Raw genomic sequence first — 26,539 nt, forward strand, 5'->3', positions numbered from 1 at the left:
AAGCCCGGTTCACAGGAGAATGAAATGACGAAGCAAATGCTCACCGCTATGGCAACCGGACTGGCGCTGATCGCCGCCACGCCCGCAATCGCGCAGCAAGGAGGTTCGACGGTGACGGCAGCAACGACCCAGGGCCCGATCCTGACCTTTTCGGTCAGCGAAGAAGTGCGCTCGCGCCCCGACCAGGCGACGGTCGGTGCCGGTGTCACCACAACCGCGCCGACCGCGGTCGAGGCGATGCGCGCCAATGCCGCCGCGATGGACAAGCTGATCGCCGCCGCCAAGGCGCGCGGGATCAAGGCCGAGGACATCCAGACAAGCGGCATCAACCTGTCGCCGCAATATGACTATAACAACCGCACCGACAGCCAGCCGCCGCGTTTTCTGGGCTATCAGGTCAGCAACACGGTGCGTGCGACCACGGGCAAGATCGACGATATCGGCCCGCTGCTCGACGCGCTCGTCGCCGCCGGCGGCACCAATATCGAAGGGCCGTGGTTCGGGATGAAGGACGCCGACGCGCAGCTGGTCGGCGCGCGCGGCGCGGCGATCAAATCGGCCGAGGCCAAGGCGCAGGATTATGCGCGGCTTGCCGGCTTTCGCGGGGTCGAGCTGGTCTCGATCAGCGAAGGCAGCTTTGGCGGGCCGCAGCCGCCGATGCCCTATGCGCGCGGGCTGATGGCAGCCGAGGCGAAGGCGACGCCGGTCGAGCCGGGGCAGGTCGCGAACACGCTGACGCTGAATTTCCAGTATCGGCTGGTGCGGTAATTCTAACGAGGGGTCGGTGCAAATCGACCCCTATTTCCGTTCGTGTCGCGACACGAACGGGTTTTGAGATGGCCGTTAGCCCATTTCCCCCTCCGCCCACGGCCACGGCCGTTCGCGGAACCATTTGGTGATGATATATTTGCGGCCCTTGCGCACCTTCATCCCGTGGTGGAGCGTGTCGGGGTTGGCGGTGCCGTCGGGGCGCACGTTGTTCCACGCGAGCAGCTTGCCAACCTCGGGCTGGTGCATCTTGCCGGTGGCGAGGAAGCGCGTCGCGCCGCCCGCCGCCGGCTCGTTGAGATAGATCATCAGCGTCCAGCTTCGCTGGCCCGGGATCGCGCAATAGGTTTCCCAGTCGGCGCCGTGCGGGTCGAAATAGTCGGTGTGCGCCTTGAATTCCTGCCCGACGTCGTAACGCTGGCCCTGCATCGGCTCGCCATATTCGCGCGGGATGCCGGTGAGGTCGTGGAGCCGGTCGTTCACGCCGATCACCAGCGGGTCGCGGTGGTCGAGGTCGCACGTCGTGCTGGTACGAAACGCCTCGTCGCCGTTCGGGTCGGCGATCGTCGAAGGCCGCACGTCGCGGTCGATCTGCGCGATCAGCGCGGCGCAGGTTTCGGAGTCGAGGAAGCGTGACAGCATGAACTGTTGCAGCTTTGGCGTCGGCGCGCGGCGGATGCCGGGAACGGCGGCGAGCCGCTGCGCGGTGCGGTCGGCGCCCGATGTCGCCAAGTCGACGTGATCCTTGCCAGCCATGAGGCGGCTTTTAGTGGCTTGCGCGCGTGCGAACAATGCTTGACGAAGGGGGAGGGCGCGCCTATCGCCGCGCGCTGTCGCAGGCGGTTTCGCGCGGCGTGTGGCGACCATAGCTCAGTTGGTTAGAGCGCCGGTTTGTGGTACCGGAGGTCGCGGGTTCGAGCCCCGTTGGTCGCCCCATTACTTGATCGTTGCGCATATGCGGGATTTGGGGTGACTCTCCGCCCTTATTGGATTATTGCGTTTTGACGTAATTTTCTAATGCGAGGAGCCGCGCATGTCTGCTGTCTGGGATTTCGCCGATTTCGACGATCATGAGCATGTCCACATGTTCCGCGATCGTGCCAGCGGGCTGACCGCGGTCATCGCCGTCCATTCGACGCACCTCGGGCCGGGCGCGGGCGGTGTGCGCTACTGGCATTATCCGCAGCGCGCCGCCGCAATCACCGACGCGCTGCGCCTGTCGCGCGGGATGAGCTATAAAAATGCGATGGCGGGGCTGCCGATGGGCGGCGGCAAGGGCGTGATCCTGGCCGACGAGGGCGCCGCGAAGACCCCCGAACTGCTCGCGGCGTTCGGCCGCGCGGTCGAGTCGCTGGGCGGCGCCTATGTGACCGCCGAGGACGTCGGGATCAACGACGCCGACATGGTCGAAATCGCCAAACATACGAAGCATGTCAGCGGACTGCCGGTGGTGAGCGGCGCGGATGCCGGCGGCGATCCGGGGCCGTTCACCGCGCTGGGCGTCTATCTGGGCATCAAGGCGGCGATCCGTGAGGGCCTGAACACCGACAGTGCGAAGGATGTCCGCATCGCGATCCAGGGCGTCGGCAGCGTCGGCGGCGGCGTCGCGCGGCGGCTCGCGGCCGAGGGCGCCAAGCTGACCCTCGCCGACGTCAATCTGGCGCGCGCGAAGGCGCTCGCCGAGGAACTGGGCGCCGATCTTGCCGATTCGGCGGCGATCATGGAGGTCGAGGCCGATGTGCTGAGCCCCAATGCGCTCGGCGCGATCCTGACCGAGGCGAGCATCGCAAAGCTGCGCGTGCCGATCGTTGCGGGCGGCGCGAACAACCAGCTGGCGACCGCGCTCGACGGCCAGCGCGTCCACGACCGCGGGATCGTCTTTGCGCCCGATTATGTGATCAACGCGGGCGGCATCATCAACGTCGCGCTCGAATATCTGGGACAGGGTAACCGCGAAGAAGTCGAAAGCCGCATCCACCAGATCCCCGGCCGCCTCGCCGAAATCTGGGCCGAGAGCAAGACGAGCGGCACCCCCGCGTCGGTCGTCGCCGACCGCATGGCGCAGAAGCTGATCGGGCGGGGTTAGCTCGAAGATCGGACTGGCCGCTGGGACGCGCTGGATTGCTTCGCTTCGCTCGCAATGACGGAGATTCGCAAAGTTTCGTCATCGCGAGGAGCGAAGCGACGAAGCAATCCAGAGCGGTCATGCGCTCGCGGCAGGGCTGGCGCGCTCCGCCAATTCCGCTAAGCCAGCGCCTGATGAAACGGCATTTCTATCTGGTCGCAGGCTGGGCTTCGCTGGGTCTCGGCGCGATCGGCGCCTTCCTGCCGTTGCTGCCGACGGTGCCGTTCGTCATCCTCGCCGCCTTTTGTTTCGCGCGTTCGTCGCCGCGGCTTGAAAACTGGCTGCTGAACCACCCGCATTTCGGACATCATATCGTCGCGTGGCGCGAGAAGGGCGCGATCAGCCGCAAGGGCAAGATCGCCGCCACCGCCGCGTTCGCTGTCAGCATCGTCCTTGCCGCGATCCTGTCGCCCTGGCCGTGGGTGATGCTGCCGGTGGTGGCCGCCGTCGTGACGGGAAGCTGGATCTGGACGCGGCCTGAGGGGTGACTTTGCTGCGCGCCGCTGTGACAGCGGTGCGTCGAGCGCGCGGGGCAAATTGCTGGACCGGCCTGCGCGGCTCGCCTAAGGACGACGCGAAACCGATGCACGCCTATGCCAATCCGACCCGTTTCCTGGCGATCGCCAAGCCGCTGACGCCGTGGCTGCTCGGCGTCGGGCTGTTGCTTGTGCTCGCTGGCGCGTGGGCGGGGCTGGCGATGGTCCCCGGCGATTACAAGCAGGGCGAGACCGCGCGCATCCTTTACGTCCATGTTCCCTCGGCGTGGCTCGGCATGGGCGGCTGGACGTCGCTGGCGATCGCCGGGCTGGTGCAGCTCGTGTGGCGGCACCCGCTGTCGGGTATCGCGGCGCGCGCGATCGCGGTGCCGGGGATGCTGTTCACCGCGCTGTGCCTGGCGACCGGATCGATCTGGGGCCGCCCGACCTGGGGGACCTGGTGGGAATGGGACGGGCGGATGACGTCGATGCTCGTGCTGCTGTTCCTCTATGCCGGATTCATGGCGCTGACGAGCGGCGACGACGGGCAAAGGCAGGGCGGCTCGCTGTCGCGCGGCGCGGCGATCTATGCGCTGGTCGGCGCGATCAACATTCCGATCATCAACCGCAGCGTCGTCTGGTGGAACAGCCTGCATCAGGGGCCGAGCATCACGCTGCGCGGTTCGAGCATCGACGGCGCCTTGCTGTGGCCGCTGGGCTTGACCCTGTTCGGCTTTTCGCTGTTATTCGGCGCCCTGGTGTTGATGCGGATGCGGCGGATAATCGCCGACAACCGCGTCGCGGCGCGGCTGCGGCGACTGGCCGACGACGAGGGGGTCTGAACGTGACGGGGGTGATCAGCGGGGGCGGTCAATGGGCGTTCGTCGCCGCGGCCTATGGGCTGACGGCGGTGCTGACCGGCGCGGTGCTGTGGACGAACTGGCGCGCGATGAAAAAGGCCGAAAAGCGCAGCGACGCGCTGCGAAAGGATCGCAAGTGAAAGCCAAGCATCAACGGCTGGCCCTGGCGCTGGTCGCGCTGGGCGGCATTGCCGGCGCGGGCGTGCTTGCGGCGAGCGCGCTGCGCGACGAGGCGGCCTATTTTCGCACGCCCGCGGAAGTCGCGGGCGGCAAGGCCGCGGTCGGCGAAGCGATGCGGCTGGGCGGCATGGTCGCCAAGGGCAGCATCGCACGGCAGTCGGATGGCCTCACGATCCGCTTCGTCGCGACCGACGGCAAGGCGACGGTGCCGGTCGAATATAAGGGCATCGTCCCCGACCTGTTCGGCGAGGAGAGCGGCATGGTCGCCGACGGCCGGATGCGCGCCGACGGGACTTTTGTGGCGGACCGCATCCTTGCGAAGCATGACGAGCGTTATATGCCGCCGCAGATGGGTGAGATGCCGAAGAATATGAAGGCGCCGAAAAATGTGAAGGCGACGGCGTGGCCATGAGCTTCACTGCATTTCCGTCATTGCGAGCGGAGCGAAGCAATCTCCAGCTCGCGATCCTTCGTGCCGATAGCTGGAGTTTGCTTCGTCGCTTCGCTCCTCGCAATGACGGCCTGTGGTGTAAGGGCTTCGCCCGATGATCGCCGAGCTCGGCCTGGCCCTGTTGTGGATCGCCGCGGCGCTTGCGTGCCTGTCGCTCGTCGCGGGGATATTGTTCCTGCGCGGCGGGCCGAAGGATCTGGCGGCGCTGGTGCGCCCGGCGAGCGTTGCGCAGGGCGTGCTGACCGCAGCGGCGTTTGGCCTGCTGATCGCGCTGTTCGTGCGATCGGACATGTCGGTCGAACTGGTCGCGCGCAACAGCAACAGCCTGAAGCCGATGATCTTCAAGGTCGCGGGAACGTGGGGCAATCACGAAGGGTCGATGCTGCTGTGGCTGATGATCCTGTCGCTGTCGGGCGGACTGATCGCGATTTTCGAGAAACGGCTGCGCGAGGATACGCTGGTTGCGACGCTCGCGGCACAGGCCGCGCTGAGCCTCGGCTTCTTCGCTTTCCTGCTTTTTTCGTCGAACCCGTTCAAGCGCTTGCCGGTCGCGCCGCCCGACGGGCAGGGTTTGAATCCGCTGCTGCAGGACATCGGGCTCGCCTTCCACCCGCCGACGCTTTACGTCGGCTATGTCGGGTTGTCGGTGGCGTTCAGCTTTGCCGTGGGCGCACTGATCACGCGCGAAATCGGCCCGGCCTTCGCGCGCGCGATGCGGCCATGGGTGCTCGGCAGCTGGATTTTCCTCACGCTGGGGATCACGGCGGGCAGCTACTGGGCCTATTATGAGCTCGGCTGGGGTGGCTGGTGGTTCTGGGACCCGGTCGAGAATGTGTCGCTCGTGCCCTGGCTTGCCGGTGCGGCGTTGCTCCATTCGGTCGCGGTGACCGCGACGCGCAACGCGCTGCGCGCGTGGACGGTGATGCTGGCGGTGATCGGCTTTTCGATGTCGATGGTCGGGACCTTCATCGTGCGGTCGGGGCTGCTGACGAGCGTTCACAGCTTTGCCGTCGATCCCGAGCGCGGGACATTCCTGCTCGTCCTGATGGCGATCTATATCGGCGGCGCGCTGACCCTGTTCGCGCTGCGCGCCGGCAGCGTCGCCGAAGGCAAGAAATTCGCGCTGCTGAGCCGCGAAGGCTCGCTCGTCATCAACAACCTGCTGCTCACGACGATCCTCGCGCTCGTGCTTTTGGGGACGCTCTATCCGATCGTCGCCGAGGCGATGGGCGAGAAGATTTCGGTCGGGCCGCCCTATTACAACAAGGTTGCGGGGCCGCTCGCGCTGATCCTCTGCCTCGTCATGGTGGCGGGACCGCTCCTGAGCTGGCGCAAGGACGACGGGAAGCGGCTGTGGTCGCGGCTGCCGCTGGCGGTGTTCGCAGGGGCGGCGGTGCTGTTCGGGCTCGTGCTGTTCGGCGGCAAGGTCGGCATATTGCCGCTGCTCGGCATGACGGTCGCGGGCGTCGTCGCGGTCGCGAGCCTCGCGCCCTTGTGGGGACGCAACCTCCGCCGCACGCCGCTGCCGACCTGGGGCATGGTCGTCGCGCATTTCGGCGTCGCGGTCTGCCTTGCGGGCATGGGCGCCGAAAGCGCCTTCATCAAGGAGCGGCTGGTCGCGGCGGCGCCCGGCGACGACATCCGGATCGGCGATTTTTCGGTGAAGTTCGCCGGGGTGAAGCCCGTCGCGGGGCCCAATTATACCGCGATCGAGGGCACGCTGGTTGCGACCACCGCGTCGGGAAGCCGCTTCACGATGCGTCCTGAGGCGCGGACATTTCCGGGGTTGATGGGCACCGCGCCGACCGAGACGAACGAAGCGGCGCTGCTCACGCGGCCTGGCGGACAGCTTTATGCGGTGCTCGGCCAGCCGGTGACGAGCGATGAGGGCCGCGCCGACCGCTACCAGATCCGCCTGTGGTGGAAACCTTTGGTGTGGTGGATCTGGCTCGGCGGCGCGCTGATCGCGATCGGCGCGACGCTGTCTTTGCTCGGCCGCGCGCAGTTGCTCGCCATCTGGCGCTCGCGCCGCCACCGCAAGTCACAGGAGCGTTTTGCGCCATGAAGAATCGCTGGGTCCTTTTTGTGCCATTGGCGGTCATGGGGCTGTTGTTCGGTGCCTTCATCTATCGGCTGACGACGCCCGCCGAGACGCTGATCCAGTCGCAGTGGATCGACAAGCCGATGCCCTTGTTCGACCTGCCGCCCGCGACCGCCGGGGTCGAGGGGCTGAAGAGCAGCCAGCTCGCCGACGGCAAGCCGCGGCTGGTCAATGTGTTCGCGAGCTGGTGCATCCCGTGCCGCGCCGAGGCGCCGCAGCTCGAGGCGCTGAAAGCCGCCGGGGTCCCGATCGACGGCATCGCGATCCGCGACCGGCCCGATGATGTCGCGATGTTCCTCAATGAATATGGCAATCCGTTCGACCGCATCGGGTCCGACATGCAAAGCAGCGTGCAGATCGCGCTGGGATCCTCGGGCGTGCCCGAAACCTTCCTGATCGATGGCAAGGGCATCATCCGCGAGCAGATCCAGGGCGTGATCCTGGCGGATCAAGTGCCCGAAATCGTCACCAAGATCGAGGCGATGAAGTGAGGTTGCGGCTGATCCTGTTCTGCCTGCTTGGCGCGTTCACGCTGCCGCTGGCGGCGCAGGACCGTTTGCCGCCGGCGCCCTATGCCTATCAGCAGCTCAACGATCCGGCCAAGGAGGCGCGCGCCAAGGCGTTGATGGAGGAACTGCGCTGCCTCGTCTGTCAGGGGCAGTCGATCGCCGATTCGGACGCACCGCTCGCGGGCGACATGCGGCACGAGGTGCGCAGCAAGATCGCGGCGGGCGAGAGCCCCGACGCGATCAAGGCCTGGCTCGTCGCGCGCTATGGCAATTGGGTAAGCTATGATCCGCCCTTCGACGGGGCGACGGCGCTCCTGTGGCTGGGGCCGCTGCTGTTCCTCGCGGTGGGCGGATGGCTGGCGTTCGGCCGGTTCCGGCGCGGCGCGAGCGACGGGGACGATATCGCATGATCTGGCTGTGGGTCCTCCTTTCCGCGGCGGCGACGATCGGCGGGATTTTGTGGCTCGGCAAGCTGCCCGCGGCGGCGCGGCCGCTCGCCGGGGCGGCGGTGATGCTCGGGCTCGCGGGTTATGCGTTGCAGGGCAGCCCGTCGCTGCCGGGCAAGCCGGTCGCGGCGCCCGAGGAACCCGAAGGCTTTGGCGAGGCGCTGACCGACCAGCGGCAGGGGATGGCCGAACGTTTCGGCCCCGCGGCGCAGTGGCTCGGCATGTCCGACGGTTTCGCGCGTACGGGCAAGACCGAGCTTGCGGCAAAGACTCTGGAGAAGGGGCTCGAAAAATATCCCGACAATGTCGACCTGTGGGTCGGGCTTGGCAATGCGCTCGCGTCGCACGGCGGAGGGATGATGTCGCCGGCGGCGGCGCTGGCGTTCGACGAAGCGGCAAAGCGCGATCCGTCGCATCCTGCACCGCCCTTCTTCGCGGGGCTGGCGCTGGCGCAGGGCGGCGACCTGAAGGGCGCCGAGGCCGTATGGAGCGAGCTTCTCGCGCGCAGCCCGGCCGATGCGCCGTGGCGACCCGATCTCGAAATGCGGCTGGCGCAGATACGGCAGGCGCTGGGGCCGCGGTTGCCGGGTGAAGCGGCCGATGTATCGCCCGGGGGCGTCCCAAATTGAAACCTATTCCTGAAGCGCCGGCTCGTCTAAAGGCGCGCGATGACTGCTGAGTCGCAACAGGCGGCCGGCGGCGCTTCGGGCGTCGCCCCCACTGCCGCCAACACCGGCCATTATGGCCACGGCCATCAGGGCGACGGCAAGCTGAAGCTCGCCGTCGGTGCGGTCGGCGTCGTGTTCGGCGACATCGGGACGAGTCCGCTTTACGCGTTCCGCGAAACCTTTGCCGGCCATCACCCGATCGAGCCCGACCGGCTGCACATCTATGGCGTGCTCAGCCTTGTCTTCTGGTCGATGATGCTCGTCGTCACCTTCAAATATGTGCTGACGATCATGAAGGCCGACAACAAGGGCGAGGGGGGCAGCCTGGCGCTGCTCGCGCTGATCAGCCGGTCGTCGGGCGAAAAGCGCTGGACCTGGCCGATCATCCTGCTCGGCGTATTCGCAACCGCGCTTTTCTATGGCGACAGCATGATCACCCCGGCGATGTCGGTGCTCTCGGCGACCGAGGGGCTGCGCTATATCAACCCGGGGTTCGCTCCCTATATCGTGCCGATTGCGCTTGCGATCCTGATCGGGCTGTTCGCGATCCAGTCGCGCGGAACGGCCAAGGTCGGCGCGCTGTTCGGGCCGATCATGCTGCTCTATTTCCTGACGCTGGCCGGGCTGGGCGTCATGCACATAGCCGAAAATCCGTGGATCATCGTCGAGACGATCAATCCGTTGAACGCGCTGCGCTTTTTCTATGTCGATGGGTTTACCGCCTTTATCGCGCTGGGCGCGGTGGTGCTCGCGGTGACGGGCGCCGAGGCGCTCTATGCCGACATGGGGCATTTCGGGCGCGGGCCGATTGGACTGAGCTGGCTGGCCTTCGTCCTGCCCGCGCTGATGCTCAACTATATGGGGCAGGGGGCGATGGTCCTTGCCGCCGAAGCGGGGCCGCGCGCCGATCTGATTTCCGATCCGTTTTTCCAGATGATGCCGCAATATCTTGAAGTGCCGGTCGTCATCCTTGCGCTGCTGGCGACGATCATCGCGAGCCAGGCGGTGATTTCGGGCGCCTTTTCGCTGACCCAGCAGGCGATCCAGCTTGGTTTCATGCCGCGCCTGCGCGTCGAGCATACCAGCGCGTCGGCGGCGGGGCAGATCTATATTCCGGTGGTCAACTGGGGGCTGATGGTGATGGTCATCATCCTCGTCCTTTTCTTCGGGTCGTCGAGCAACCTTGCCGCGGCCTATGGCATCGCCGTGACGGGAGCGATGTTCATCGACACCTGCCTGCTCAGCGTCGTGCTTTTCACGCTGTGGAAATGGCCGGCCTGGAAGGCGCTGCCGGTGCTGGCGGTCTTTTTCATCGTCGACATCGCCTATTTCGGCGCCAACCTGATCAAGGTACCCGACGGCGGCTGGGTGCCGCTCGCGATCGGGCTGACGATCTTTACCATGCTGACGACCTGGTCGCGCGGGCGCAAGCTGATGCAGCAGGAAATGGCCGAAGGCGCGATGCCGATCCCGGTGTTCGTAAAGTCGGCCGCGAACAGCGCGACGCGGGTGCCGGGCACCGCGGTGTTCATGACGTCGAGCAGCGACGGCGTGCCGCATGCGCTGCTCCACAACCTCAAGCACAACAAGGTGCTGCACCAGCGGATCATCCTGCTGACGATCAAGATCGCCGACGTGCCGTTCGTGCGCGAGGAAAATCACTGCGCGCTAGAGGATCTGGGACAGGGGTTCCACCGGCTGATTCTGAATTATGGCTTTATGCAGCCCGTCGATGTTCCCGACGCGCTCAAACGCGTCACCAGTTGCGGCGGCGAATTCAAGATGCTGGAAACCAGCTTTTTCCTGTCGCGGCAGACCTTGATCGCCGCGAGCAAGCCGGGGATGCCGATCTGGCGCGAGAAACTCTTCGCATGGATGCTGCGCAATTCGGAAAGCGCGATGGAATATTTCCGCCTGCCAACCAATCGCGTCGTCGAGCTGGGAAGCCAGGTCGCCATCTGACGCGGCTAGGCGAGGCGTCGGGCAAGGTTAACTTTCGGACATATTCGAATAAGCGTTTGAACATCGGGGCCAGTCTTGCAATCTAGCGGGGACCCACAAAGATCGACCCGCTATGGATGCCGGCAATCGTGACGCTTTGATCCTGCCCGTTCCCCCGGAACCCTTTGCGCTGATCGTCGGCGCCGCGATGCAGGGTGGGCCGGACGACGTGCTGGAAAGGGCGCTCCGCCACATGGGACTTCGGCCCGAGCGCGTGCCGGACCACGATTCCGACATGGCCGCGCAGATCGCACCGCCACGATTTCGCCTGACCTTCGGTTCCATATCGATATTGGCGGGCCGGGCGGATGACAGGGCGCTCGATCTCGCCGATCCTGCCGATCCGTCGACCAGCCTGCTCGCCGCCAGCCTGCCGCGCGACTGGCGCGACAGCGGCCGATGCTGGCTGTTCATACCCGAAGGCGGCGGCGAAACCGGGCATTCTCCCGGCCAGGCTTCGCGGATGCGCGAATTTTTCAAGATGATGGTTCTGCTCATCGACCTGTTCGATGCGAGCCATCTTTTCTGGTCACCCGCCAGGCTGTGGTCCGACGCCCAGCAGTTTCGCACCGCGATCGCCGAAATGCTGGCGAGCGGGATGCCGCCGGTGCTGCACCTGATTGCGTTTCGCCGCAGCGACACCGGCGAAGCTGCGATCATGCGGACGCGCGGGCTGACGCTTTTCGCGGGGCAGGAGCTGGAAGCGCTTGTCCCGAAGGGCTGGACGGTCGCCGAAATGGTCCGGCGCCTGTCGCGGTTGGCGCTCGACATGATGCTCAACGGCCCGGTTCTGGGCGCGCGCACGACGCGCGGCCTCGCGGCCGGCGAATGGATCGGATTGACGCCGGGACCGGTAACCGGAAACCGCCAGCCGACCGTCGTCGTCGAATTCGGTCGCGGCGATTGACGCGGCGCGGCGGTTGGCAGGGCGCGCCGCCGCCGCGAACCGGTTTCCAGCGCCATCACCTGATCCCGATCGCCTTGCTGCACCGACCGCAGATGGGGGCTATGTTCGACCAGCTCCATGCCGAGGGCTTCGCGCTCCAGCATTTCGCGCGCAACGGATTGATGCTGCCGGCATCGGAACCCGCCGCGCTTTCGCTGGGTCACGCGCTGCATCGCGGGCCGCACCGGGGCTACAGCGATGTCGTCACCGCCCGGGTCGAGCGCATCCGCGCGCATTTCGCGGCGCAGGCCGCCGTCGATATGCGGATCGCGCGGCGAGTGGCGGTAATGCGCCTGCGCCTGCTCCAGGACACCACGCGCCGCGCGCTGACCGACCGGCATGGTGCGGGCTTCTGGCTTAACCGGCGCGATCCGATGCGGCTGTTCGTCGACCGCCCCTATCTCGACGAGGCAATCGACAAGCTGTTCGGCGAGTGAAGGATGGTGTGGAGTTTCGAACTACCCACCCAAAGCCGGCATTGGCCAACGGCCTGGCAGCGCGGGTTTAAAGCCGCACCTTCGCTTCGAGTTCGCGGCGGGCGGCGAGATATTGTTCCTCGAGTTCGGCGACGAATTCGGCGACCGGCCGGACCGCGGTGACCGGGCCGATGCCCTGGCCCGAGCCCCAGATATCCTTCCACGCCTTTGCCTTGGTGTTGCCGCCCGAGCCGAAGTTCATCGTCTTCAAATCACCCTCGGGCAGATTGTCGGGATCCATCCCCGCCGAAACGATCGACTGGCGCAGATAATTGCCGTGGACGCCGGTGAACAGGTTCGAATAGACGATGTCGGCGGCGCGGCCTTCGACGATGCCGTTCTTGTAACCATCCTCGGCATTGGCTTCGGACGTCGCGATGAAGGCGCTGCCGATATAGGCGAGGTCGGCGCCGCACGCCTGCGCGGCGAGCACCGAGCGACCGTGGCCGATCGCGCCCGACAGGGCGACGGGGCCATCGAACCATTCGCGGATCTCCTGAACGAGCGCGAAGGGCGACTGGCGACCGGCGTGGCCGCCGGCGCCCGCCGCGACGGGGATCAGGCCGTCGGCGCCCTTTTCGACCGCCTTGCGCGCGAAGCGGTCGTCGATGACATCGTGCAGCGTGATGCCGCCCCAGCCGTGCACGGCCTGGTTGAGTTCCTCGCGCGCGCCCAATGAGGTGATCGTGATCGGCACCTTCCACTTGGCGCAGGTCGCGATGTCCGCCTCGAGCCGGTCGTTCGATTTATGGACGATCTGGTTGACCGCATAGGGCGCCGAAAGCCGGTCGGGATTGTCGCGGTCCCACGCCGCCAGTTCCTCGGTGATCCGGTGCAGCCATTCGTCGAGCAGCGACTGCGGCCGCGCGTTGAGTGCCGGGAAACTGCCGACGACGCCCGCCTTGCACTGCGCGATGACGAGCTCGGGGCCCGATACGATGAACAGCGGCGAGCCGATGACGGGCAGGCGAAGACGGTCGAAAATCGGGGGAAGGGCCATGAATCAAACTCTCCGGTTGCTTTATGCAACTGACCTTAACGTAAACGGAAGGCTGCGCAAGATGTTCAGTCGAAGGCGGGGCCCTTGAGCTCGACGATATTGCCTTCGGGGTCGCGGATGTAGATCGACGGCCCTTCGCCTTCGGCGCCGTAGCGGGGCCCCGCCTGCTCGATCGCGATATCATGGCGGGCAAGATGGGCGCGGATGGCCGGTTCGTCGAACGGGGTGATCGCGATCGCGAAATGGTCGAGGTTGCGGCCTTCGGTACCCGGCGCCGCGCCGCCCATCGCGCCCAGTTTGCCGTCGACGGTCACGAGGTCGATCAGCGAAGCGCCCGCGCGCAATTGATAGAGGCCGATTTCGGCCTGCGTGCGCTCGTCGGTGCAGCCGAGAACATCCTGGTAAAAGCGGGCCATGCGGTCGAGATCGACGACGCGAAGGACCACATGGTCGATCGTGCGAAGGGTAAAGGGGGGTGTATCCACGGCGGTCGCTCCTCGAAATTCCATGCTCGGATGAAGGTTTGTAATTGATGCATGGAGCGGCTGTCCATCGACCGGTGACGGAGGTTGGTCCGGTGGCGGTTGCGATCCCCGACCGGGCGCGACAAAGTCGGGCGATGCAGTTGCTCCAGCCCAGCCTGTTGCCCGCCGCGGCCGACATAGCGCGTCATCGTCATCGCGAACCCTATGCTACGGTCGTGCTGGCGGGTGGCTATGAGGAAGCCGGCGATGCCGGGCGTATCGCCGTGCGCGAAGGCGAAGTGCTACTCCACGGCCCCTTTTCGGCACACCGCGACCGGATCTCGGCGAAGCGGACGGCGGTGCTCGATCTGCCGCTGCCGTTCGATGGCCGCGACTGGCCGGCCCATGCGCAGATCGCCGATCCCGACCGGATCGTCCGGCTGGCCGAACGCGATCCGGTCGAGGCGGTCGCGGCATTGCTCGACGGGCTCGCGTCCGTAGCGGCGGTCGAAGAGGATGATTTGCCCGACCAGTTGTCCGTCGCGCTGCGGGCATCGGCATCGCCGCGGATCGGCCAATGGGCTGCGGTGCGCGGCCGGTCGCGCGAGCATGTGTCGCGCAGCTTCGAGAAACTCTATGGCGTGTCGCCCGCCGCCTATCGCGCCGACTGCCAGGCGAAGCGGGCCTGGCGGATGATCGTTGCGAGCGACGAGAATCTTGCCGGGATCGCGGTGGAGGCGGGCTATGCCGACCAGGCGCATATGACGCGGGCGGTGACGAGGCTGACCGGGATGCCGCCACGGTGGTGGCGGTTGGCCCGGATGACAGTTTAGGGGTGGGAAGCGGACATTGCACCCGATACTGGAAAGTTGCATGCAGGGGCGATGGGATGGTCAAGTATCGCGCAGGATTTCGAGCCCGACGGTGGATTACGGGATATCTACATTCTTAATGCATCACTCCCGGTGTGGGCGAATGTGTGGTCACTGTTGACAGCCGATCCGGATTTGCTGGAATTCTGGATCGATGGCGATCGAACCGATCCACCGAGCGATCTGCAAGAGATATTCGAGCGCCGGCCATTCCACGGATTCTTGGCAACATATCGGCTGGGAACAATGGGTCTGAACTGCCATTTCTTCGGGGCAGACGAAGTGGAATTTGATCTTGATCCACAAGAGGTTCGTTCTGCTGCTGACGGTGAATTGCTCGAACGGTTTCTCACGCAAATGGGGCGTGCCACTTCTCGGGAGGTCATTCTCACTCCTGAAAATCAGAGGGATTCCGCCATTGCGCGATATGACCCTGCCACCGATCGCGTAACCTGGTCGAGCGCCCGCTAGGAACGACCGCCTTCGGCCGAAACCCGTCAAAGGTCACATTTGTTCAAGAAGCGGGCCGAACCCGCGCGCTAGGCGGGTCGCATGACAAGTCTCTCCCCTGCTTCGCCGCGCCCGTTTGTGGCGCTTTCCGGTTTTCGCTTTCGCCTGTGGCCGATCCTGGTCGCCGCGGTGCTGATGCAGGCCATCCTCGAACTCGGGCGCATCGCGGCGCGTGAACTTTATTTTGCCGGGGCGCCGCTTTGGGACGGCTATATCTCGGCCTTTCTGCTGACAGCGATCGCGTTCCAGGCGCTGCTCGGGCTCGCCGCCATCCTCGTCATGCGCCGGGTGCTGCCCGCCGCCGACCCGCATCTGCGCTGGCCGCCGGGCGCGAGCTACGTCGGGATCGCGATAGCGATCGGCATCGGCATGGGGCTGGTGATGCTCGTTGCCGACTATTGGCCCGCGCTTGCGGCGCAGACAGCGCCGAACCTGAGCTATTCGAAGGCGCCGCTCGATTCGGCGGGCTATCTGCTCGGCATGATCACGACGGGGCTGGCGGAGGAGACGATCTTTCGGGGGCTGCTTGTCGGGATGCTCGTCGTGCTGGTGCCGGGGCGGCTGCGGATCGGGGCGCTCGACCTGCCGGTCGCGGCCTATCTGGTCGCGCTGATGTTCGGGCTGGCGCACTGGAAATCCTTTACCGTCGATCCCTTCTATCAGGCGATGGCGCAGCAGATTTACGCCTTTGTCTGGGGCCTCATCTATGTCTGGCTGATGGAGCGGTCGCGCAGCCTGCTCGCCCCGATCGTCGCGCACGGGCTGGGCAATTTCACCGAGGTCGCAATCGTGATCGCGCTCAACGCGCTGTGGGCCTGACGCGCGATAGGGCGGCCGTTGGCCGCCCTTGCATCGTCGTCAGGCAGGTCAGGCGGCGATCGGCCGCCGGCTGGCCTTGACCGCGACATATCCGAAGAGGATCGCGGCGAGGAGGAGCGCACCCTGCGCGGCGGCAAACGGCGGTTCGGTGCCGTTCGGGGCGAGCGCGTTCAGTGCGGGCACTTTCAGGAAGGACTGCACCACGAGCACGAAGAGGTTGAGGTAGAGCGCGGCGGTCGCGCTCACCGCATAGACCGTCGCGGCGCGCCCCGCGAGCTTGCGGCCGTAATAGGCGGCAAAGCTCGCGACGAGGATCAGCGTCGAGAGGATGCCCACGCCGAGCGCCGGGGTGAAGGCGACGATCGGGAACAGGAAGCCGGTAAGGCTGGTCAGCAGCGTCGCCCAGAGGAAGATGTCGGTGGTGCGGCGGAGGAGGCGCCCGCGCGCGAAGGCGGGGAGGGCGATGAGGCCCGCACCGATGCCGATCAGGCTGATCGCGACGTGCAGGGCGGTGAACTGCGATATGGTGAGGCCGAGGATCATGGTCTTACTCTCTTGTTGAGCGGGCGACGGCATCGCCGCCGCCCGCCGGGTCGATCAGCTGTTGATGAAGTCGAGGAGGTCGGCGTTGAAGCGGTCCTGCTCGGTGACGGTGAGGCCGTGGCTGCCGCCTTCATAGACCTTGAGCACAGCCTGCTTGACGATCTTGACGGTCGAGAGCGCCGCGGCGCCGATCGGCACGATCTGGTCGTCGTCGCCGTGGAGGACGAGGGTCGGCTTGTCGAACTTCTTCAAATCCTCGTTGAAGTCGCTTTCCGAAAAGGCTCGAATGCTGTCGAGCAGGCCCTTGAGGCCGCCGTTCATGCCCTGCCGCACGAATTCGTCGCGCACCGCTTCCGAAACCGCCGCGCCGTCGCGGTTATAGCCGTAGAAGGGGATCGTCAGATCCTTGAAGAATTGCGGGCGGTTGTCGAACGTGCCCTTGCGGATGCCGTCGAAGACGTCGAGCGGCAGGCCGTCGGGATTGGCTTCGGTCTTGAGCATCAGCGGGGGGACTGCGCCGATCAGCGCGACCTTGGCGACGCGGGCGGTGCCGTGGCGGCCGATATAGCGGGTGACTTCGCCGCCGCCGGTCGAGTGGCCGACGAGGATGACGTCTTTCAGGTCGAGCTGTTCGATCAGTTCGGCAAGGTCGTCGGCATACTGGTCCATATTGTTATTGTCCCAGACCTGGTCCGAACGGCCGTGGCTGCGGCGGTCGTGGGCGATGGTGCGAAAGCCCTGGCTTGCGAAGAAGACCATCTGCGCGTCCCAGGCGTCAGACGACAGCGGCCAGCCATGCGAGAAGACGATCGGCTGTCCGTCCTTCGGACCCCAGTCCTTGAAGAAGATGTTGGTGCCGTCCTTGGTGGTGATGGTGGTCATGATATTTGCCTTTCAGTCTGGAGGGCGGGGTGTCCGTCCCGATGAAACAGGAGATAGGCTTGGACGCGCTTGCGCGGGATTGGCGGATACGACATTATGCGGTCCGATTCCGACAAAGGAGCCGATATGCCGAGATTGAAGGTGCCCGACGCCGCGAATGTGCCGCTGATCGAGGTCGGGATGATGACCTATCCCGACTGCCAGATGGGCATGGTGCACGGCATCACCGACCTGTTCGACGTCGCAGGGCGCTTCGCGGTCGATCATGGGCGGTCGCCGATCCGTGCCAGCCACTGGCGCTTGCAGAATGGCGGGGGTTTTGCGCGCTTTTACGACAGCCATCCCGACGAGCCGCCGGGCAATTCGCCCGCGGTGCTGATCGCGCCGGGGAGCCTGCACAAGCTGCTCGAACCGGGCGAGGTCGAACCCTATGCGCGCTGGCTGCTCGACCGGCACGCGCATGGCGCGGTGCTGGCGTCGAATTGCGGCGGCGCCTTCGCGCTCGCCGCGACGGGGTTGCTGAGCGGCCGGCCGGCGACGACGCACTGGTTTTTTGCCGAGGAGTTCCGGAGCCGCTTTCCCGACGTGCGGCTGGAGGCCGACCGGATGGTGATCGACGATGGCGATATCGTCACCGCGGGCGGGCTGATGGCGTGGACCGACCTGGGGCTGCGTATCGTCGAGCGATTGCTCGGGCCGACGGTGATGATGGAGACGGCGCGCTTTCTGCTGATCGATCCGTCGGGGCGCGAACAGAAGAATTACGCGAGCTTCGCGCCCAAGCTGACCCATGGCGACGAGGCGATTTTGAAGGTGCAGCACTGGTTGCAGGCGCGCGGGGCCGGGGCGGTCGCTGTCGCCGATATGGCGCGCGAGGCGGGGATGGAGGAGCGCACCTTCCAGCGGCGCTTCAAGGCCGCGACGGGAATGACCCCGGTCGAATATGTCCAGCACCTGCGCGTCGGCAAGGCGCGCGAGCTGCTGGAGTTCACGCGGCGCACGGTCGACCAGATCGCGTGGAGCGTGGGGTATGAGGATGCGGCGGCCTTCCGCAAATTGTTCCACCGCCTGATCGGCCTGTCGCCGCACGAATATCGGCAGCGTTTTTCGACGCCGCAGTCGCTGGCGGAGGTCGCCTGAAATTTTTTTCCGGCTCGTGTCGATTTGACGATGGCTCGTTCGTCGTCTGGATAGGAGCCGCTGTTGGCCCGACAAAAGGAGACGGAAAATGCGTGTGATGGTTTTTGTGAAAGCGACCGACGACAGCGAACAGGGTCTGCCCCCGACCGAGGAAATGACCGAAATGTTCGAGGCGATGGGCAAGTTCAACGAGGAACTGGTCAATGCCGGGGTGATGGTCGCGGGCGACGGGCTGAAGCCCTCGTCGTTCGGCAAGCGGATCCACTTCGACGGCGCGAACCGCACGGTGATCGACGGCCCCTTCGCCGAAGCGCGCGAGCTGGTCGCGGGTTACTGGATCTGGGAAGTCAAGGACATGGACGAAGCGGTCGCCTGGGCGAAGCGTTGCCCCAATCCGATGCGCGGGCCGAGCGATCTGGAGATCCGTCCCTTTTATGAAATGGAAGATTTCGGCGATGCGGTGACGCCCGAAATCGCGGCGCACGAACAGGGGCTGCGCGACAGGCTGGCCGGCGAATAAGCTGCCATGTCCGCCGCCCGCCTTGCCTTGGCGCCCGCTTTCGCGGACAAGGCGCGGATGGCGGCGGACCCCACCCACAGGGCGATCGAGGCGGTATTCCGGATCGAGCGCGCACGGCTGATCGGCGCGCTCGCACGGATGACGCGCGACCTCGACCGCGCCGAGGAACTGGCGCAGGAGGCGCTGCTGATCGCGCTGACCGAATGGCCGAAGGGCGGGGTGCCCGATAATCCGGGCGCCTGGCTGACCGCCGCGGCGAAACGGCGGTTGATCGACGGCGCGCGGCACCGGTCGATGCGGGAGCGGAAACATGCCCAAATCGCTCGCGAACTCGACGCGAAATACGACATGAGCGCCGAGGCCCTCGAGGCGGCGCTCGACGATCCGCTGGGCGACGAACTGCTCGGGCTGATTTTCGCGGCGTGCCATCCGGTGATTACGTCCGAGGCGCGTGCCGCGCTGACGCTGCGGCTGGTCGGCGGGCTGACGGTCGAGGAGATCGCGCGGGCGTTCCTGTCGAACGAGGCCGCGATCGCGGCGCGGATCACGCGGGCTAAGAAGGCGATCGGCAAGGCGGGGGTCGCTTTTGAAGTGCCGCGCGGCGCCGAACTCAACGCCCGGCTGCCATCGGTGCTCGAGATCGTCTATCTGATCTTCAACGAAGGCTATGCCGCCACCACGGGGGCGTCGCTTGTCCGGCGGCCGCTCTGCGCCGAGGCGCAGCGGCTGGGGCGCATCCTCGCCGGATTGATGCCCGAACAGCCCGAGGTGCTCGGCCTGCTCGCACTGATGGAAATTCAGGCGTCGCGATTGGCCGCGCGTTCCGGGCCCGACGGGCGCTTCGTCCCGCTGACCGAACAGAATCGCGCGCGCTGGGACCAGCTGCTGATCCGTCGCGGGCTGAATGCGCTTGATCGGGCTGAGGCATTGGGCGGTTCGGATGGCCCCTATGCACTTCAGGCGGCGCTCGCGGCATGCCACGCGCGGGCGCGCACCGCGGAGGCGACCGACTGGCGGCGCATTGCGGGCCTCTATGACCGGCTGGGGCAGGTGATGCCGTCGCCGGTGGTCGAGCTGAACCGCGCGGTCGCGCACAGCATGGCCTTCGGCCCCGAGGCGGGGTTGCGGCTGGTCGATGAAATCGCCGACGCGGCGATGCTGCGCAACTATGCCCCGCTTCCCGCCGCGCGCGGCGATTTTCTGTTTCGCGCCGGACGGCACCGTGAGGCCAGGGCGGCGTTCGAGGCGGCGGCGGCACTGACGGGCAATGAGCGCGAGCGCGATTTCCTGTTGGGCCGCGCGGCGGCATGCGGCGGATGACCGCGATGCGTATCGAAACGATCGGCACCGAGGCGCAGCCGCTGGTCGTGCTCGATGATTTCGCGCCCGACCCCAACGCCTTGCGAAGCTTCGCGGCGACGGCCGAATTCACCCCGGCGCGCAACCATTTTCCGGGCGTGCGCGCCGACCTTCCCGAAACCTATCTCGCGACGCAGCTTCCGCTTATCGCCGCCGCGGCGGCCCAGGCCTTTGGTCGCACCGGCCCGGTCAGCGTCGTCGATGCGAGTTTTTCGATCGTGTCGACCCCGCCCGACGAGCTGACGATCCCGCAGCGTCTGCCGCATGTCGATGCCTTCACCGCGGACCGTATCGCGCTCGTCCATTATCTGTCGCCACAAGGCGGCGATGGCACCGCATTCTTCCGTCACCGGGCGACGGGGTTCGAGAGGATCGACGAGGCACGGCGCGAGCTGTTCTTTCACCACCTCGAACTGGCGATGCGCCATGGCGGGGTTCCGCCGCCGGCCTATATGCTGGGCGACACGTCGCTGTTCGAATCTGTCCATATCGAGCATGCGCGCTATAATCGCGCATTGCTTTATCGCAGCTGGAACATTCACAGCGGGGCAATTTCGGCGGCCACCACGCTTTCTCCCGATCCGATCGAGGGGCGGCTGACGGTGACTGCCTTCCTGTCGATCGGCTGATCGGCGCCTGTCGCAAATTTCCAACGGTCCTTCGCCGAAAATCGTCCGATGTTCCGGAACGGGACAACGGCCCGTCGCACTTCGGTGTAGGTGCGACGACGAACACTCTAGGAGCGCCCGCGCTTTCCCATTTGCAACCGGACAACAAACCCGTGGCTTTCCCGACACGCATCCCGATTTCCGCCGCGCTTCTCGCGATCGCGTTGACCCCGCCACTCGCCGCGCAGACGGCGACGATAACGGGCATCGACGCGCTTCGCGAATGGAACCTCGTCGTGCTCGGCAACCTCGAATCCTCGTCCGAGGTCGAGGGGCGGACCTTCGTCGGCGGCAATCTGACGGGCAATTCGTCCAATTACGGCATCCGCGCCTTGGCGTCGCCGAACGGCCAGCCGGGGCTGACCGTCGTCGGCAACGTCAACGGAAGCCACAAGAACCTCAACAACGGGTCGGGAGCGGTCGTCGGCGGCAATGTGACGAGCGGTTTCAACCTCAACGGACCGAACCAGACGGTGAAGGTCGGCGGGATGATCCGCAACACCAACGTCAACCAGAATATGGTCGTCGCGAACCTCGACGCGACGAACCCGGCGTTCGGGCTGGGGCTGCAGCAGCAGAAGGCCGACCTCAAGAGCAGCCTCGGCAGCCTGTCGTTCGACATGGGCACGCTGGCGGCGACCAGTCGGATGACGGTGCAGGGCAATCGGGGCGTTTTCAACGCGCAGCCGAATGCGCAGGGGCTCGCGGTGTTCAACATCGCCGCCGCCGACCTCGACAGGATCGGCGAGATTCAATTCGACCTGGGCGGCGCCGACACCGCGATCGTCAACGTCAGCGGCCGGACCGCCACGCTCAACGACAATTTCCTCGGCGGCACGAACAACCTTGGCGAGCGGGTGATCTGGAATTTTCCCGACGCCGAGGAACTGACGCTGACGACCGCGTGGGGCGGTTCGGTGCTCGCGCCGCTCGCCGACGCCGAGACGCGCAATTATATCCAGGGGTCGGGGGTGTTCGGCAACCTCAGGCAGAACGGCGAAATGCACATCGGCACCTTCAAGGGCGGCTATGTGACCCCGCCGTCGGGCGGCACATCGACCGGCGGCGACAGCTCGACGGGGGGATCGTCGGGCGGCGGTTCGTCCGGCGGCGACGCGATTCCGGTTCCCGAGCCGGGGATGTTCGGCCTGTTCGGGCTGGGTGTCGCCGGGTTGATCCTTTGGCAACGTCGCCGCGCGCGTCGGGGCGAGCGATAACCGTCAAGTCGTTTGTCGATTTGAACCGGCCGCTCGTCGAAGGTGAGGGCGGGCCGAGGTGCGACTTATGACAATGAAATAACGTATCTTTTTATGGGCATCGCGGCGTTCCGGCGTGATGATCCGATCGCGCTTGCGCGCCGACAGGAGGTAACTCACCCGCCAAATCTCGCCCGGCGGCGGTCATGGCTCGACGGGCCGATGCGACCGCCCCCTTCGTTTCCCCCACCGAAGGCTCTCCCCCATGAAATTCCCCCATGCCACATCCATCGGGCAAGGCGACGGCGGCTGCGACTGCCTGCCGCGCCCCGACTCCGTTGCCGACGTCCGCCCCCTGACCGCTTTCGTCCTCAGATATCGCGACGCCTGGTTCGGGATGGAGAAGCGCGTCGCGTTCGAGGCCGAGGATGTCGCCGCGGCGCTGGCGATGATGGATCGCGAGCCGATCGGCGAATGGGCCGAATTGTCGAGTGGGGGCGAGGTGATTTGCCGGCGCGGGTTTGAGCCGGGGGGCGCCGCCGATTATTGGGTCGCCGACTGAGACCCCGGCGCGCGGCCGGGGCTGCAATCAGCGGCAGCGTAGCTCGCCGCGATCGATCGCCCGGCCCAGCAGCGCGCCGCCGGCGGCGCCGATAATCGTGCCGACGGTTCGGTCGCGGCCGCCGTCCAATTCGCGTCCGACGAGTGCGCCCACCGCACCTCCGATGATCAGGCCGGTCGTCCCGTCGTCGCGACGGCAGCGATAACGGCCATCATCGCCGCGCCATATCCGCGAGCCGCGGTCGAGCCGGCGTGGTTCGTAATAGCGGCCATAGCTGTCGTAGATGGCGGCCTGCTTCGCGCGCTTGCCGTGTGCGGGTGCCCAGGGCGGCGGATCGGCGAGCGCCGGCGCGGCGGGAAGGGCGATGGCCGCCATGACGGCTGCGATAAGGGTCTTGCGCATCTCTTGTCCTTTCCTTGGCATGATCGACCGTGCCACGATCGATTGTAACCCCGGCTGAACGGCGAGAACGTCGCATCGGCCTTTCGGTTCCCTTGCCGCGCCTTTGCCGACCGGGGCTCAACGCAGCGCCTTTCCCATGCGGATGAGCGGAACCGGGACACCGTCCGGACCCGGCACCTCGACCCGTTCGATGGGCGTGTAGCCGCAGGCGCGGTAGAGCGGTTCGCCCGACAGCGTCGCCATCATTTCGGCGCGGCGGAATCCCGCGGCGCGCGCCGCATCCTCGCAGAGCGTCATGACCAGCCGGCCGACGCCGCGGCGGGCAAAATCGGGATGGGTATACATGGCGCGAATGCGCGCGGCATCGACGGCGGGGTCGAGCGGGGCGGGATCGCGCAGGTCTTTGCTGTGGTCGCCGCCATAGAGCGTCGCGCGGTGCGACCAGCCGCCGCACCCCGCGATCCGGCCGCCGTTCTCGACGACGAAATAGGTGCCGTCGGCGATCAGCTGGGTGTCGAGGCCCATGACCGCCCGGCTCGCCGCGATCTGCGCGGCGGACAGAAAGCCTTTTTGCAGTTCGGCGATGGCGCGCGCCATCACGTCGCGCAGGGCGTCGAGGTCGGCGGCGGTGGCGATGCGGTGCGTGAACATCGCGTCGGCCTGTAGCGGACGGGGTCGGGAGCGGTCTAGGAGGTGGCGGCGCGGAGCTTGGCGACGGCCTCTTCGCGCTCGGCGCGCGCGGTTTCGGCGCGTTCGAGCTTGTCGGCCATCGCCTGCCACGCGGCGGCGGCACGCAAATTGCGGTCGCGGACCTGCCCCAACGCCGTCTCCGCGGCCTCGGTGCCGCACTTGGCGGCCTGTGCCAGATAGAATTCGCGGGTGGCGGACATCGAAGCGGGCCTTTCGAGCTGGGTCTTAGTCGACCATGTCGGCGATCAGGCGGCGGAGTTCGCGGCGCGACAGCGTCGGCGAACGGCGGCGCGGCGCCGAGGGAAGGGTGATCGCCTTGCCGGCGAGCGGAAGCCCCGCAAGACGCGGGAAAATCGAATGGGTATCAAACATAGTCATCATCTTTATTTTTAATTACAAGTCATTGTAGTTATTGTTGTCGTGGAAGCCGGCGCCTCTCGCGCCGGCCGTCGTTGCTAAGGGTCAGCGCCGTTGCTTGCGCTGGCCGGGGACGACCGGCCCGCCACCGCGTTCGCGATAGACGAGGCGGCCCTTGGTCAGGTCATAGGGCGTCATTTCGACGCGCACGGCATCGCCGACGACCGACCGGATGCGGAAACGCCGCATCCGGCCAGCCGTGTAGACGATGACCCGATGACCATTTTCGAGCATGACGCCGAAGCGCCCGTCGGGCAGGATCTCGTCGATCTGCCCCTCGAAGGTCATGAGTTCCTCTTTGGCCAAAATCAGGCCGACTGGAGGTTGATCGCCGAGACCTTGCCGTTCTTGCCGGTTTCGAGCTCGTACGAGACGCGCTGGTCCTTGTTCAGCGTGTCCATGCCAGCGGCCTGGACCGCGGTGATGTGGACGAAGCTGTCGCCCGAGCCGTCTTCATTTTCGATGAAGCCGTAGCCCTTGTCGCTGTTGAAGAATTTTACTGTGCCGATGGCCATGGGTGTTTCCTTTCACGAGAAACGGGAATCCACCGGCAAAAGCACCGGCGGAGCTGGTAGCATGTGAAGGGAAGAGTCTGCCCCAAGGGGCCGTCAAATTCCGTCGCAGGCGACGTTAGCGGGACCCATATGGAGGATTGATCGCGAAAAGTCAAGATCATGGGCAAATTGCCGTGAAATTGCGGCGAATTATCGAGCGCGTTCGGGCGCCCGATGCGGCGCGCAACACGATAAGGACGCGGCGGTTTATTTCGGCCGGCCGCAGAAATAAGTCGCGATTATTTTCAGGCGGGAGGCGAATTTTGCACGGACTTTCCCGCGTCGCTGCGCGGGTGGCTCGATCGCCGGGGCAAAGCGGCCGCTTGGCATGGTTGCGGCCCTTCCTTGCGCAGGATCGTGCTCGTCTCCTCATGCCGCCCGCGCGCGATCAGCAGCGCCGCGGCGCAGCCGAGCTTGAACGCCGCGCCCTCGGGCCGCTGCTTCAGCTGATAGACGGCGGACGGCGACATGCCGACCTTGGCCGCCGAAATCTTCACCGACCCGTTGGTGGCGAAGGCTTCGAGAAACTCGCGCTGGAGTTTGGAGGTCCAGTGGTAGCTGCCGGGGGCGGGGATGGTGGCGGGGTTGTGCGGGGTGTCGTCCATCGATTCGTCCTTTCGGTTAGGTGAAGCCGATAGAATGAACCATATGGGTGAATTGTAGGAAAGAGGAAATGTGGTTACCGCTGGGAAGCGGTGTCTTCGTTGTTCTCGTCACGACGTTTCAATTCCCGCTCGATCATTTTAACGATTTCATCGTGGTGATCTTTAGCGAGTTTTTCCACAAATGCGCCGCGTTCGTCGGGATGGAGAAGGTGATATTCTAGATTCTCCGGGCCAGTTAGGGGTAAGCTTACGATGACCTCGCCGATCTGCGGATGAGTCATTTTGACGTCAAAGAAATGCTCTTGGGCTTTATAAACGTGGCCTTCAGATTGCATGCCTTCAATGTCGATAGGTACGGCGCGGCCTAGTGAGTTATCAAACTTAAGAAACTGAATGTGCTGTTTGAAATTCAGCCCTCGCGCAGCTTCAAGGTTGAGCCTGCGTGACGCGTTGGCTCTTGGAATATAGAAACTTCCAGGGGCGGGCAGTTCCGGGCGATCGGTATATTTAAGGATCCCAGCCGAATATAGGAATTTTCCCCAATAGTTTAGAGTCCGCGTAAGCGCCGCGTCTAAATTCCGGAGAGTGTTATCGGTGCAGCGAACATTTATGACGGTCTGGGCGTGGAAATAATCACCGTTCTCGTCGTCATATTGAACCAAAACCAGTCGTTCTAAAATGTCTTTGGCGTCTGAGACTAACACCGGCTCCTGCCTCGGGATTTTGTGCTTTCCAGCGTTTGTCACCCCGCGCAACAAAAGATATTCGGGGCATTTCTGTACAATGATTTTGTATGCTGGGCGCAAAGTTCCCGGGATATGTTCCCTAAAATGATAGAGTGCTATTGCGGACGATACTGCGCTGCGTAGGTGCTGATCTCGACCGGCGTGATCGATGTCGCGTTGAGCAACATACTCGTCATATGTCGCTACGACATTGTGAACGAATGTCGATCTCACATCATCAAACAAAACACATCACCACGATGTCGCCCGCTGCATACTAATAATGAGGCACAAGTGAGTAAATGGCGGGAACTCTATCGTCTATATAATCTTTACGAGTGGTCTCGGCCATCGCCCCTCCACCACTCGCCGCGCGAGCGGTCCCCCTCCCCATCGCTTTGCGACAGGGAGGATTTGGGGGTTTGGTCCGGGGTGGGGGTGGTTGGGGTTTTTGATTTCCTCCCTGTGCCGTAGGCATGGGGAGGGGGACCGACGCCGCAGGCGTTGGTGGAGGGGCTGGGGCGTTGCGCCATTGCCCCTCCGTCAGCCGCTTTGCGGCTGCCACCTCCCCATGGCTTCGCCACAGGGAGGATTGGTTGGGGAG

Annotated in this window: 34 protein-coding genes, 1 tRNA gene and 1 pseudogene; 23 read left to right on the plus strand and 13 right to left on the minus strand. The window is 65.4% G+C overall.

All coding sequences use genetic code 11. The features are described 5' to 3' along the window. Positions 1–24 precede the first annotated feature (24 nt). Positions 25–768, plus strand: coding sequence for an SIMPL domain-containing protein (locus VSX79_RS04690; protein WP_179499204.1), 744 nt, complete (start codon positions 25–27; stop codon positions 766–768). Between the two features lie 75 nt (positions 769–843). Here VSX79_RS04690 and VSX79_RS04695 read toward each other — a convergent pair whose 3' ends face one another. Beyond that, a complete protein-coding gene (locus VSX79_RS04695) occupies positions 844–1,524 on the minus strand; it encodes a prolyl hydroxylase family protein (RefSeq protein WP_179499205.1) in 681 nt (226 codons plus the stop codon). Positions 1,525–1,627: 103 nt separating this feature from the next. Between VSX79_RS04695 and VSX79_RS04700 the strand changes: the two genes are divergently transcribed. The 13 genes from VSX79_RS04700 (at position 1,628) to VSX79_RS04760 (ending at position 11,968) form a co-directional block, all read left to right on the plus strand. Beyond that, positions 1,628–1,704 (plus strand) — tRNA-His (locus tag VSX79_RS04700). Positions 1,705–1,801: 97 nt separating this feature from the next. Next, positions 1,802–2,854 (plus strand): Glu/Leu/Phe/Val family dehydrogenase, encoded by a 1,053-nt coding sequence (locus VSX79_RS04705; protein ID WP_179499206.1) that lies wholly within the window; start codon positions 1,802–1,804, stop codon positions 2,852–2,854. Between the two features lie 173 nt (positions 2,855–3,027). Further along, on the plus strand, positions 3,028–3,381 hold the full coding sequence (locus VSX79_RS04710) for a YbaN family protein (protein ID WP_179499207.1): 354 nt from the start codon (positions 3,028–3,030) through the stop codon (positions 3,379–3,381). 95 nt (positions 3,382–3,476) lie between these two features. Next, positions 3,477–4,211: a heme ABC transporter permease CcmC gene (gene ccmC, locus VSX79_RS04715; RefSeq protein WP_326914575.1), complete on the plus strand. Its 735-nt coding sequence runs from the start codon at positions 3,477–3,479 to the stop codon at positions 4,209–4,211. 2 nt (positions 4,212–4,213) lie between these two features. Then, positions 4,214–4,369, plus strand: a complete 156-nt coding sequence (locus tag VSX79_RS04720; protein ID WP_179499209.1) for a hypothetical protein — start codon at positions 4,214–4,216, stop codon at positions 4,367–4,369. Next, positions 4,366–4,821 (plus strand): cytochrome c maturation protein CcmE, encoded by a 456-nt coding sequence (gene ccmE / locus VSX79_RS04725; protein WP_326914576.1) that lies wholly within the window; start codon positions 4,366–4,368, stop codon positions 4,819–4,821. The genes VSX79_RS04720 and ccmE overlap by 4 nt, the downstream gene beginning before the upstream one ends. Before the next feature lie 133 nt (positions 4,822–4,954). After that, the gene (locus VSX79_RS04730; RefSeq protein ID WP_326914577.1) at positions 4,955–6,925 is read left to right on the plus strand and encodes a heme lyase CcmF/NrfE family subunit; all 1,971 of its coding nucleotides are present in this window, start codon (positions 4,955–4,957) and stop codon (positions 6,923–6,925) included. Continuing rightward, on the plus strand, positions 6,922–7,452 hold the full coding sequence (locus tag VSX79_RS04735; protein ID WP_326914578.1) for a DsbE family thiol:disulfide interchange protein: 531 nt from the start codon (positions 6,922–6,924) through the stop codon (positions 7,450–7,452). The genes VSX79_RS04730 and VSX79_RS04735 overlap by 4 nt, the downstream gene beginning before the upstream one ends. A gap of 2 nt (positions 7,453–7,454) precedes the next feature. After that, a complete protein-coding gene (locus tag VSX79_RS04740; protein WP_407697275.1) occupies positions 7,455–7,880 on the plus strand; it encodes a cytochrome c-type biogenesis protein in 426 nt (141 codons plus the stop codon). Beyond that, positions 7,877–8,545 carry a tetratricopeptide repeat protein gene (locus VSX79_RS04745; RefSeq protein WP_326914580.1) on the plus strand — a complete coding sequence of 223 codons (669 nt, stop codon included), beginning with the start codon at positions 7,877–7,879 and terminating at the stop codon, positions 8,543–8,545. Before VSX79_RS04740 ends, VSX79_RS04745 begins: the two co-directional genes overlap by 4 nt. Before the next feature lie 39 nt (positions 8,546–8,584). Then, complete coding sequence (locus tag VSX79_RS04750) at positions 8,585–10,546, plus strand: potassium transporter Kup (protein WP_179499215.1); 1,962 nt, start codon at positions 8,585–8,587, stop codon at positions 10,544–10,546. Positions 10,547–10,658: 112 nt separating this feature from the next. Further along, positions 10,659–11,492, plus strand: coding sequence for a hypothetical protein (locus VSX79_RS04755; RefSeq protein WP_326914581.1), 834 nt, complete (start codon positions 10,659–10,661; stop codon positions 11,490–11,492). Then, positions 11,489–11,968, plus strand: a complete 480-nt coding sequence (locus tag VSX79_RS04760) for an AHH domain-containing protein (protein ID WP_179499217.1) — start codon at positions 11,489–11,491, stop codon at positions 11,966–11,968. The genes VSX79_RS04755 and VSX79_RS04760 overlap by 4 nt, the downstream gene beginning before the upstream one ends. A gap of 67 nt (positions 11,969–12,035) precedes the next feature. On the opposite strand, the gene VSX79_RS04765 is transcribed toward VSX79_RS04760, so the two are convergent. Beyond that, positions 12,036–13,007, minus strand: a complete 972-nt coding sequence (locus VSX79_RS04765) for an NAD(P)H-dependent flavin oxidoreductase (protein WP_326914582.1) — start codon at positions 13,005–13,007, stop codon at positions 12,036–12,038. 65 nt (positions 13,008–13,072) lie between these two features. Beyond that, positions 13,073–13,492, minus strand: coding sequence for a VOC family protein (locus VSX79_RS04770; RefSeq protein ID WP_326914583.1), 420 nt, complete (start codon positions 13,490–13,492; stop codon positions 13,073–13,075). Between the two features lie 92 nt (positions 13,493–13,584). Between VSX79_RS04770 and VSX79_RS04775 the strand changes: the two genes are divergently transcribed. The 3 genes from VSX79_RS04775 to VSX79_RS04785 all read left to right on the plus strand — a co-directional run bounded on the left by VSX79_RS04775 (position 13,585) and on the right by VSX79_RS04785 (position 15,672). Next, positions 13,585–14,304 carry a helix-turn-helix domain-containing protein gene (locus VSX79_RS04775; protein WP_326914584.1) on the plus strand — a complete coding sequence of 240 codons (720 nt, stop codon included), beginning with the start codon at positions 13,585–13,587 and terminating at the stop codon, positions 14,302–14,304. A gap of 51 nt (positions 14,305–14,355) precedes the next feature. Then, the gene (locus VSX79_RS04780; RefSeq protein WP_326914585.1) at positions 14,356–14,814 is read left to right on the plus strand and encodes a hypothetical protein; all 459 of its coding nucleotides are present in this window, start codon (positions 14,356–14,358) and stop codon (positions 14,812–14,814) included. 81 nt (positions 14,815–14,895) lie between these two features. Then, positions 14,896–15,672, plus strand: coding sequence for a CPBP family intramembrane glutamic endopeptidase (locus tag VSX79_RS04785; RefSeq protein WP_326914586.1), 777 nt, complete (start codon positions 14,896–14,898; stop codon positions 15,670–15,672). A 48-nt stretch (positions 15,673–15,720) separates the two neighbouring features. Here VSX79_RS04785 and VSX79_RS04790 read toward each other — a convergent pair whose 3' ends face one another. Both VSX79_RS04790 and VSX79_RS04795 read right to left on the minus strand, forming a co-directional pair. After that, positions 15,721–16,215, minus strand: a complete 495-nt coding sequence (locus VSX79_RS04790) for a hypothetical protein (RefSeq protein ID WP_326914587.1) — start codon at positions 16,213–16,215, stop codon at positions 15,721–15,723. Between the two features lie 54 nt (positions 16,216–16,269). Beyond that, complete coding sequence (locus VSX79_RS04795) at positions 16,270–17,097, minus strand: alpha/beta fold hydrolase (protein ID WP_179499222.1); 828 nt, start codon at positions 17,095–17,097, stop codon at positions 16,270–16,272. A 126-nt stretch (positions 17,098–17,223) separates the two neighbouring features. On the opposite strand from VSX79_RS04795, the gene VSX79_RS04800 reads away from it, so the two are divergent. From VSX79_RS04800 to VSX79_RS04825, 6 genes and pseudogenes are all read left to right on the plus strand, one after another. Beyond that, on the plus strand, positions 17,224–18,237 hold the full coding sequence (locus VSX79_RS04800; protein ID WP_179499223.1) for a GlxA family transcriptional regulator: 1,014 nt from the start codon (positions 17,224–17,226) through the stop codon (positions 18,235–18,237). Positions 18,238–18,325: 88 nt separating this feature from the next. After that, a pseudogene (locus VSX79_RS04805) lies at positions 18,326–18,685 on the plus strand (YciI family protein); the annotation flags it as partial. A gap of 78 nt (positions 18,686–18,763) precedes the next feature. After that, positions 18,764–20,077 (plus strand): RNA polymerase sigma factor, encoded by a 1,314-nt coding sequence (locus tag VSX79_RS04810; RefSeq protein ID WP_218844656.1) that lies wholly within the window; start codon positions 18,764–18,766, stop codon positions 20,075–20,077. Between the two features lie 5 nt (positions 20,078–20,082). Further along, entirely contained in the window at positions 20,083–20,745 is a 663-nt protein-coding gene (locus VSX79_RS04815; RefSeq protein WP_326914588.1) for a DUF6445 family protein, read from the plus strand. Between the two features lie 152 nt (positions 20,746–20,897). Next, a complete protein-coding gene (locus tag VSX79_RS04820) occupies positions 20,898–22,001 on the plus strand; it encodes a choice-of-anchor A family protein (protein WP_326914589.1) in 1,104 nt (367 codons plus the stop codon). A gap of 244 nt (positions 22,002–22,245) precedes the next feature. Further along, the gene (locus VSX79_RS04825) at positions 22,246–22,542 is read left to right on the plus strand and encodes a hypothetical protein (protein ID WP_179499226.1); all 297 of its coding nucleotides are present in this window, start codon (positions 22,246–22,248) and stop codon (positions 22,540–22,542) included. A 27-nt stretch (positions 22,543–22,569) separates the two neighbouring features. On the opposite strand, the gene VSX79_RS04830 is transcribed toward VSX79_RS04825, so the two are convergent. The 8 genes from VSX79_RS04830 to VSX79_RS04865 form a co-directional block, all read right to left on the minus strand. Then, positions 22,570–22,944, minus strand: a complete 375-nt coding sequence (locus tag VSX79_RS04830) for a glycine zipper 2TM domain-containing protein (RefSeq protein WP_326914590.1) — start codon at positions 22,942–22,944, stop codon at positions 22,570–22,572. Between the two features lie 117 nt (positions 22,945–23,061). Then, positions 23,062–23,595 carry a GNAT family N-acetyltransferase gene (locus VSX79_RS04835; protein ID WP_326914591.1) on the minus strand — a complete coding sequence of 178 codons (534 nt, stop codon included), beginning with the start codon at positions 23,593–23,595 and terminating at the stop codon, positions 23,062–23,064. 35 nt (positions 23,596–23,630) lie between these two features. Further along, on the minus strand, positions 23,631–23,834 hold the full coding sequence (locus VSX79_RS04840; RefSeq protein ID WP_179499228.1) for a hypothetical protein: 204 nt from the start codon (positions 23,832–23,834) through the stop codon (positions 23,631–23,633). 25 nt (positions 23,835–23,859) lie between these two features. Beyond that, a complete protein-coding gene (locus VSX79_RS04845) occupies positions 23,860–24,006 on the minus strand; it encodes a hypothetical protein (protein WP_179499229.1) in 147 nt (48 codons plus the stop codon). 90 nt (positions 24,007–24,096) lie between these two features. Then, positions 24,097–24,357 carry a translation initiation factor IF-1 gene (infA, locus tag VSX79_RS04850; protein ID WP_179499230.1) on the minus strand — a complete coding sequence of 87 codons (261 nt, stop codon included), beginning with the start codon at positions 24,355–24,357 and terminating at the stop codon, positions 24,097–24,099. Between the two features lie 2 nt (positions 24,358–24,359). Then, entirely contained in the window at positions 24,360–24,566 is a 207-nt protein-coding gene (locus VSX79_RS04855; RefSeq protein WP_179499231.1) for a cold-shock protein, read from the minus strand. A 284-nt stretch (positions 24,567–24,850) separates the two neighbouring features. Then, positions 24,851–25,210 carry a hypothetical protein gene (locus VSX79_RS04860; RefSeq protein ID WP_326914592.1) on the minus strand — a complete coding sequence of 120 codons (360 nt, stop codon included), beginning with the start codon at positions 25,208–25,210 and terminating at the stop codon, positions 24,851–24,853. A gap of 74 nt (positions 25,211–25,284) precedes the next feature. After that, positions 25,285–26,181, minus strand: a complete 897-nt coding sequence (locus VSX79_RS04865) for a hypothetical protein (protein WP_326914593.1) — start codon at positions 26,179–26,181, stop codon at positions 25,285–25,287. Positions 26,182–26,539 lie beyond the last annotated feature (358 nt).

Origin of the sequence: Sphingopyxis chilensis, from assembly GCF_035930445.1 — a bacterium.
GTDB lineage: Bacteria > Pseudomonadota > Alphaproteobacteria > Sphingomonadales > Sphingomonadaceae > Sphingopyxis > Sphingopyxis chilensis.

Bases quoted from the DNA above. Each gene is read 5' to 3' on its own strand.
- VSX79_RS04810 (WP_218844656.1), top strand. From the start codon at position 18,764: ATGTCCGCCGCCCGCCTTGCCTTGGCGCCCGCTTTCGCGGACAAGGCG.
- VSX79_RS04785 (WP_326914586.1), top strand. From the start codon at position 14,896: ATGACAAGTCTCTCCCCTGCTTCGCCGCGCCCGTTTGTGGCGCTTTCC.
- VSX79_RS04830 (WP_326914590.1), bottom strand. From the start codon at position 22,944: ATGCGCAAGACCCTTATCGCAGCCGTCATGGCGGCCATCGCCCTTCCC.
- VSX79_RS04705 (WP_179499206.1), top strand. From the start codon at position 1,802: ATGTCTGCTGTCTGGGATTTCGCCGATTTCGACGATCATGAGCATGTC.
- VSX79_RS04790 (WP_326914587.1), bottom strand. From the start codon at position 16,215: ATGATCCTCGGCCTCACCATATCGCAGTTCACCGCCCTGCACGTCGCG.
- VSX79_RS04750 (WP_179499215.1), top strand. From the start codon at position 8,585: ATGACTGCTGAGTCGCAACAGGCGGCCGGCGGCGCTTCGGGCGTCGCC.
- VSX79_RS04860 (WP_326914592.1), bottom strand. From the start codon at position 25,210: ATGGACGACACCCCGCACAACCCCGCCACCATCCCCGCCCCCGGCAGC.
- VSX79_RS04710 (WP_179499207.1), top strand. From the start codon at position 3,028: ATGAAACGGCATTTCTATCTGGTCGCAGGCTGGGCTTCGCTGGGTCTC.
- VSX79_RS04755 (WP_326914581.1), top strand. From the start codon at position 10,659: ATGGATGCCGGCAATCGTGACGCTTTGATCCTGCCCGTTCCCCCGGAA.
- ccmC (WP_326914575.1), top strand. From the start codon at position 3,477: ATGCACGCCTATGCCAATCCGACCCGTTTCCTGGCGATCGCCAAGCCG.
- VSX79_RS04795 (WP_179499222.1), bottom strand. From the start codon at position 17,097: ATGACCACCATCACCACCAAGGACGGCACCAACATCTTCTTCAAGGAC.
- VSX79_RS04835 (WP_326914591.1), bottom strand. From the start codon at position 23,595: ATGTTCACGCACCGCATCGCCACCGCCGCCGACCTCGACGCCCTGCGC.
- VSX79_RS04800 (WP_179499223.1), top strand. From the start codon at position 17,224: ATGCCGAGATTGAAGGTGCCCGACGCCGCGAATGTGCCGCTGATCGAG.
- VSX79_RS04730 (WP_326914577.1), top strand. From the start codon at position 4,955: ATGATCGCCGAGCTCGGCCTGGCCCTGTTGTGGATCGCCGCGGCGCTT.
- VSX79_RS04825 (WP_179499226.1), top strand. From the start codon at position 22,246: ATGAAATTCCCCCATGCCACATCCATCGGGCAAGGCGACGGCGGCTGC.
- VSX79_RS04735 (WP_326914578.1), top strand. From the start codon at position 6,922: ATGAAGAATCGCTGGGTCCTTTTTGTGCCATTGGCGGTCATGGGGCTG.
- VSX79_RS04695 (WP_179499205.1), bottom strand. From the start codon at position 1,524: ATGGCTGGCAAGGATCACGTCGACTTGGCGACATCGGGCGCCGACCGC.
- VSX79_RS04855 (WP_179499231.1), bottom strand. From the start codon at position 24,566: ATGGCCATCGGCACAGTAAAATTCTTCAACAGCGACAAGGGCTACGGC.
- VSX79_RS04845 (WP_179499229.1), bottom strand. From the start codon at position 24,006: ATGTTTGATACCCATTCGATTTTCCCGCGTCTTGCGGGGCTTCCGCTC.
- VSX79_RS04745 (WP_326914580.1), top strand. From the start codon at position 7,877: ATGATCTGGCTGTGGGTCCTCCTTTCCGCGGCGGCGACGATCGGCGGG.
- VSX79_RS04765 (WP_326914582.1), bottom strand. From the start codon at position 13,007: ATGGCCCTTCCCCCGATTTTCGACCGTCTTCGCCTGCCCGTCATCGGC.
- VSX79_RS04690 (WP_179499204.1), top strand. From the start codon at position 25: ATGACGAAGCAAATGCTCACCGCTATGGCAACCGGACTGGCGCTGATC.
- VSX79_RS04840 (WP_179499228.1), bottom strand. From the start codon at position 23,834: ATGTCCGCCACCCGCGAATTCTATCTGGCACAGGCCGCCAAGTGCGGC.
- VSX79_RS04780 (WP_326914585.1), top strand. From the start codon at position 14,356: ATGGGATGGTCAAGTATCGCGCAGGATTTCGAGCCCGACGGTGGATTA.
- VSX79_RS04815 (WP_326914588.1), top strand. From the start codon at position 20,083: ATGCGTATCGAAACGATCGGCACCGAGGCGCAGCCGCTGGTCGTGCTC.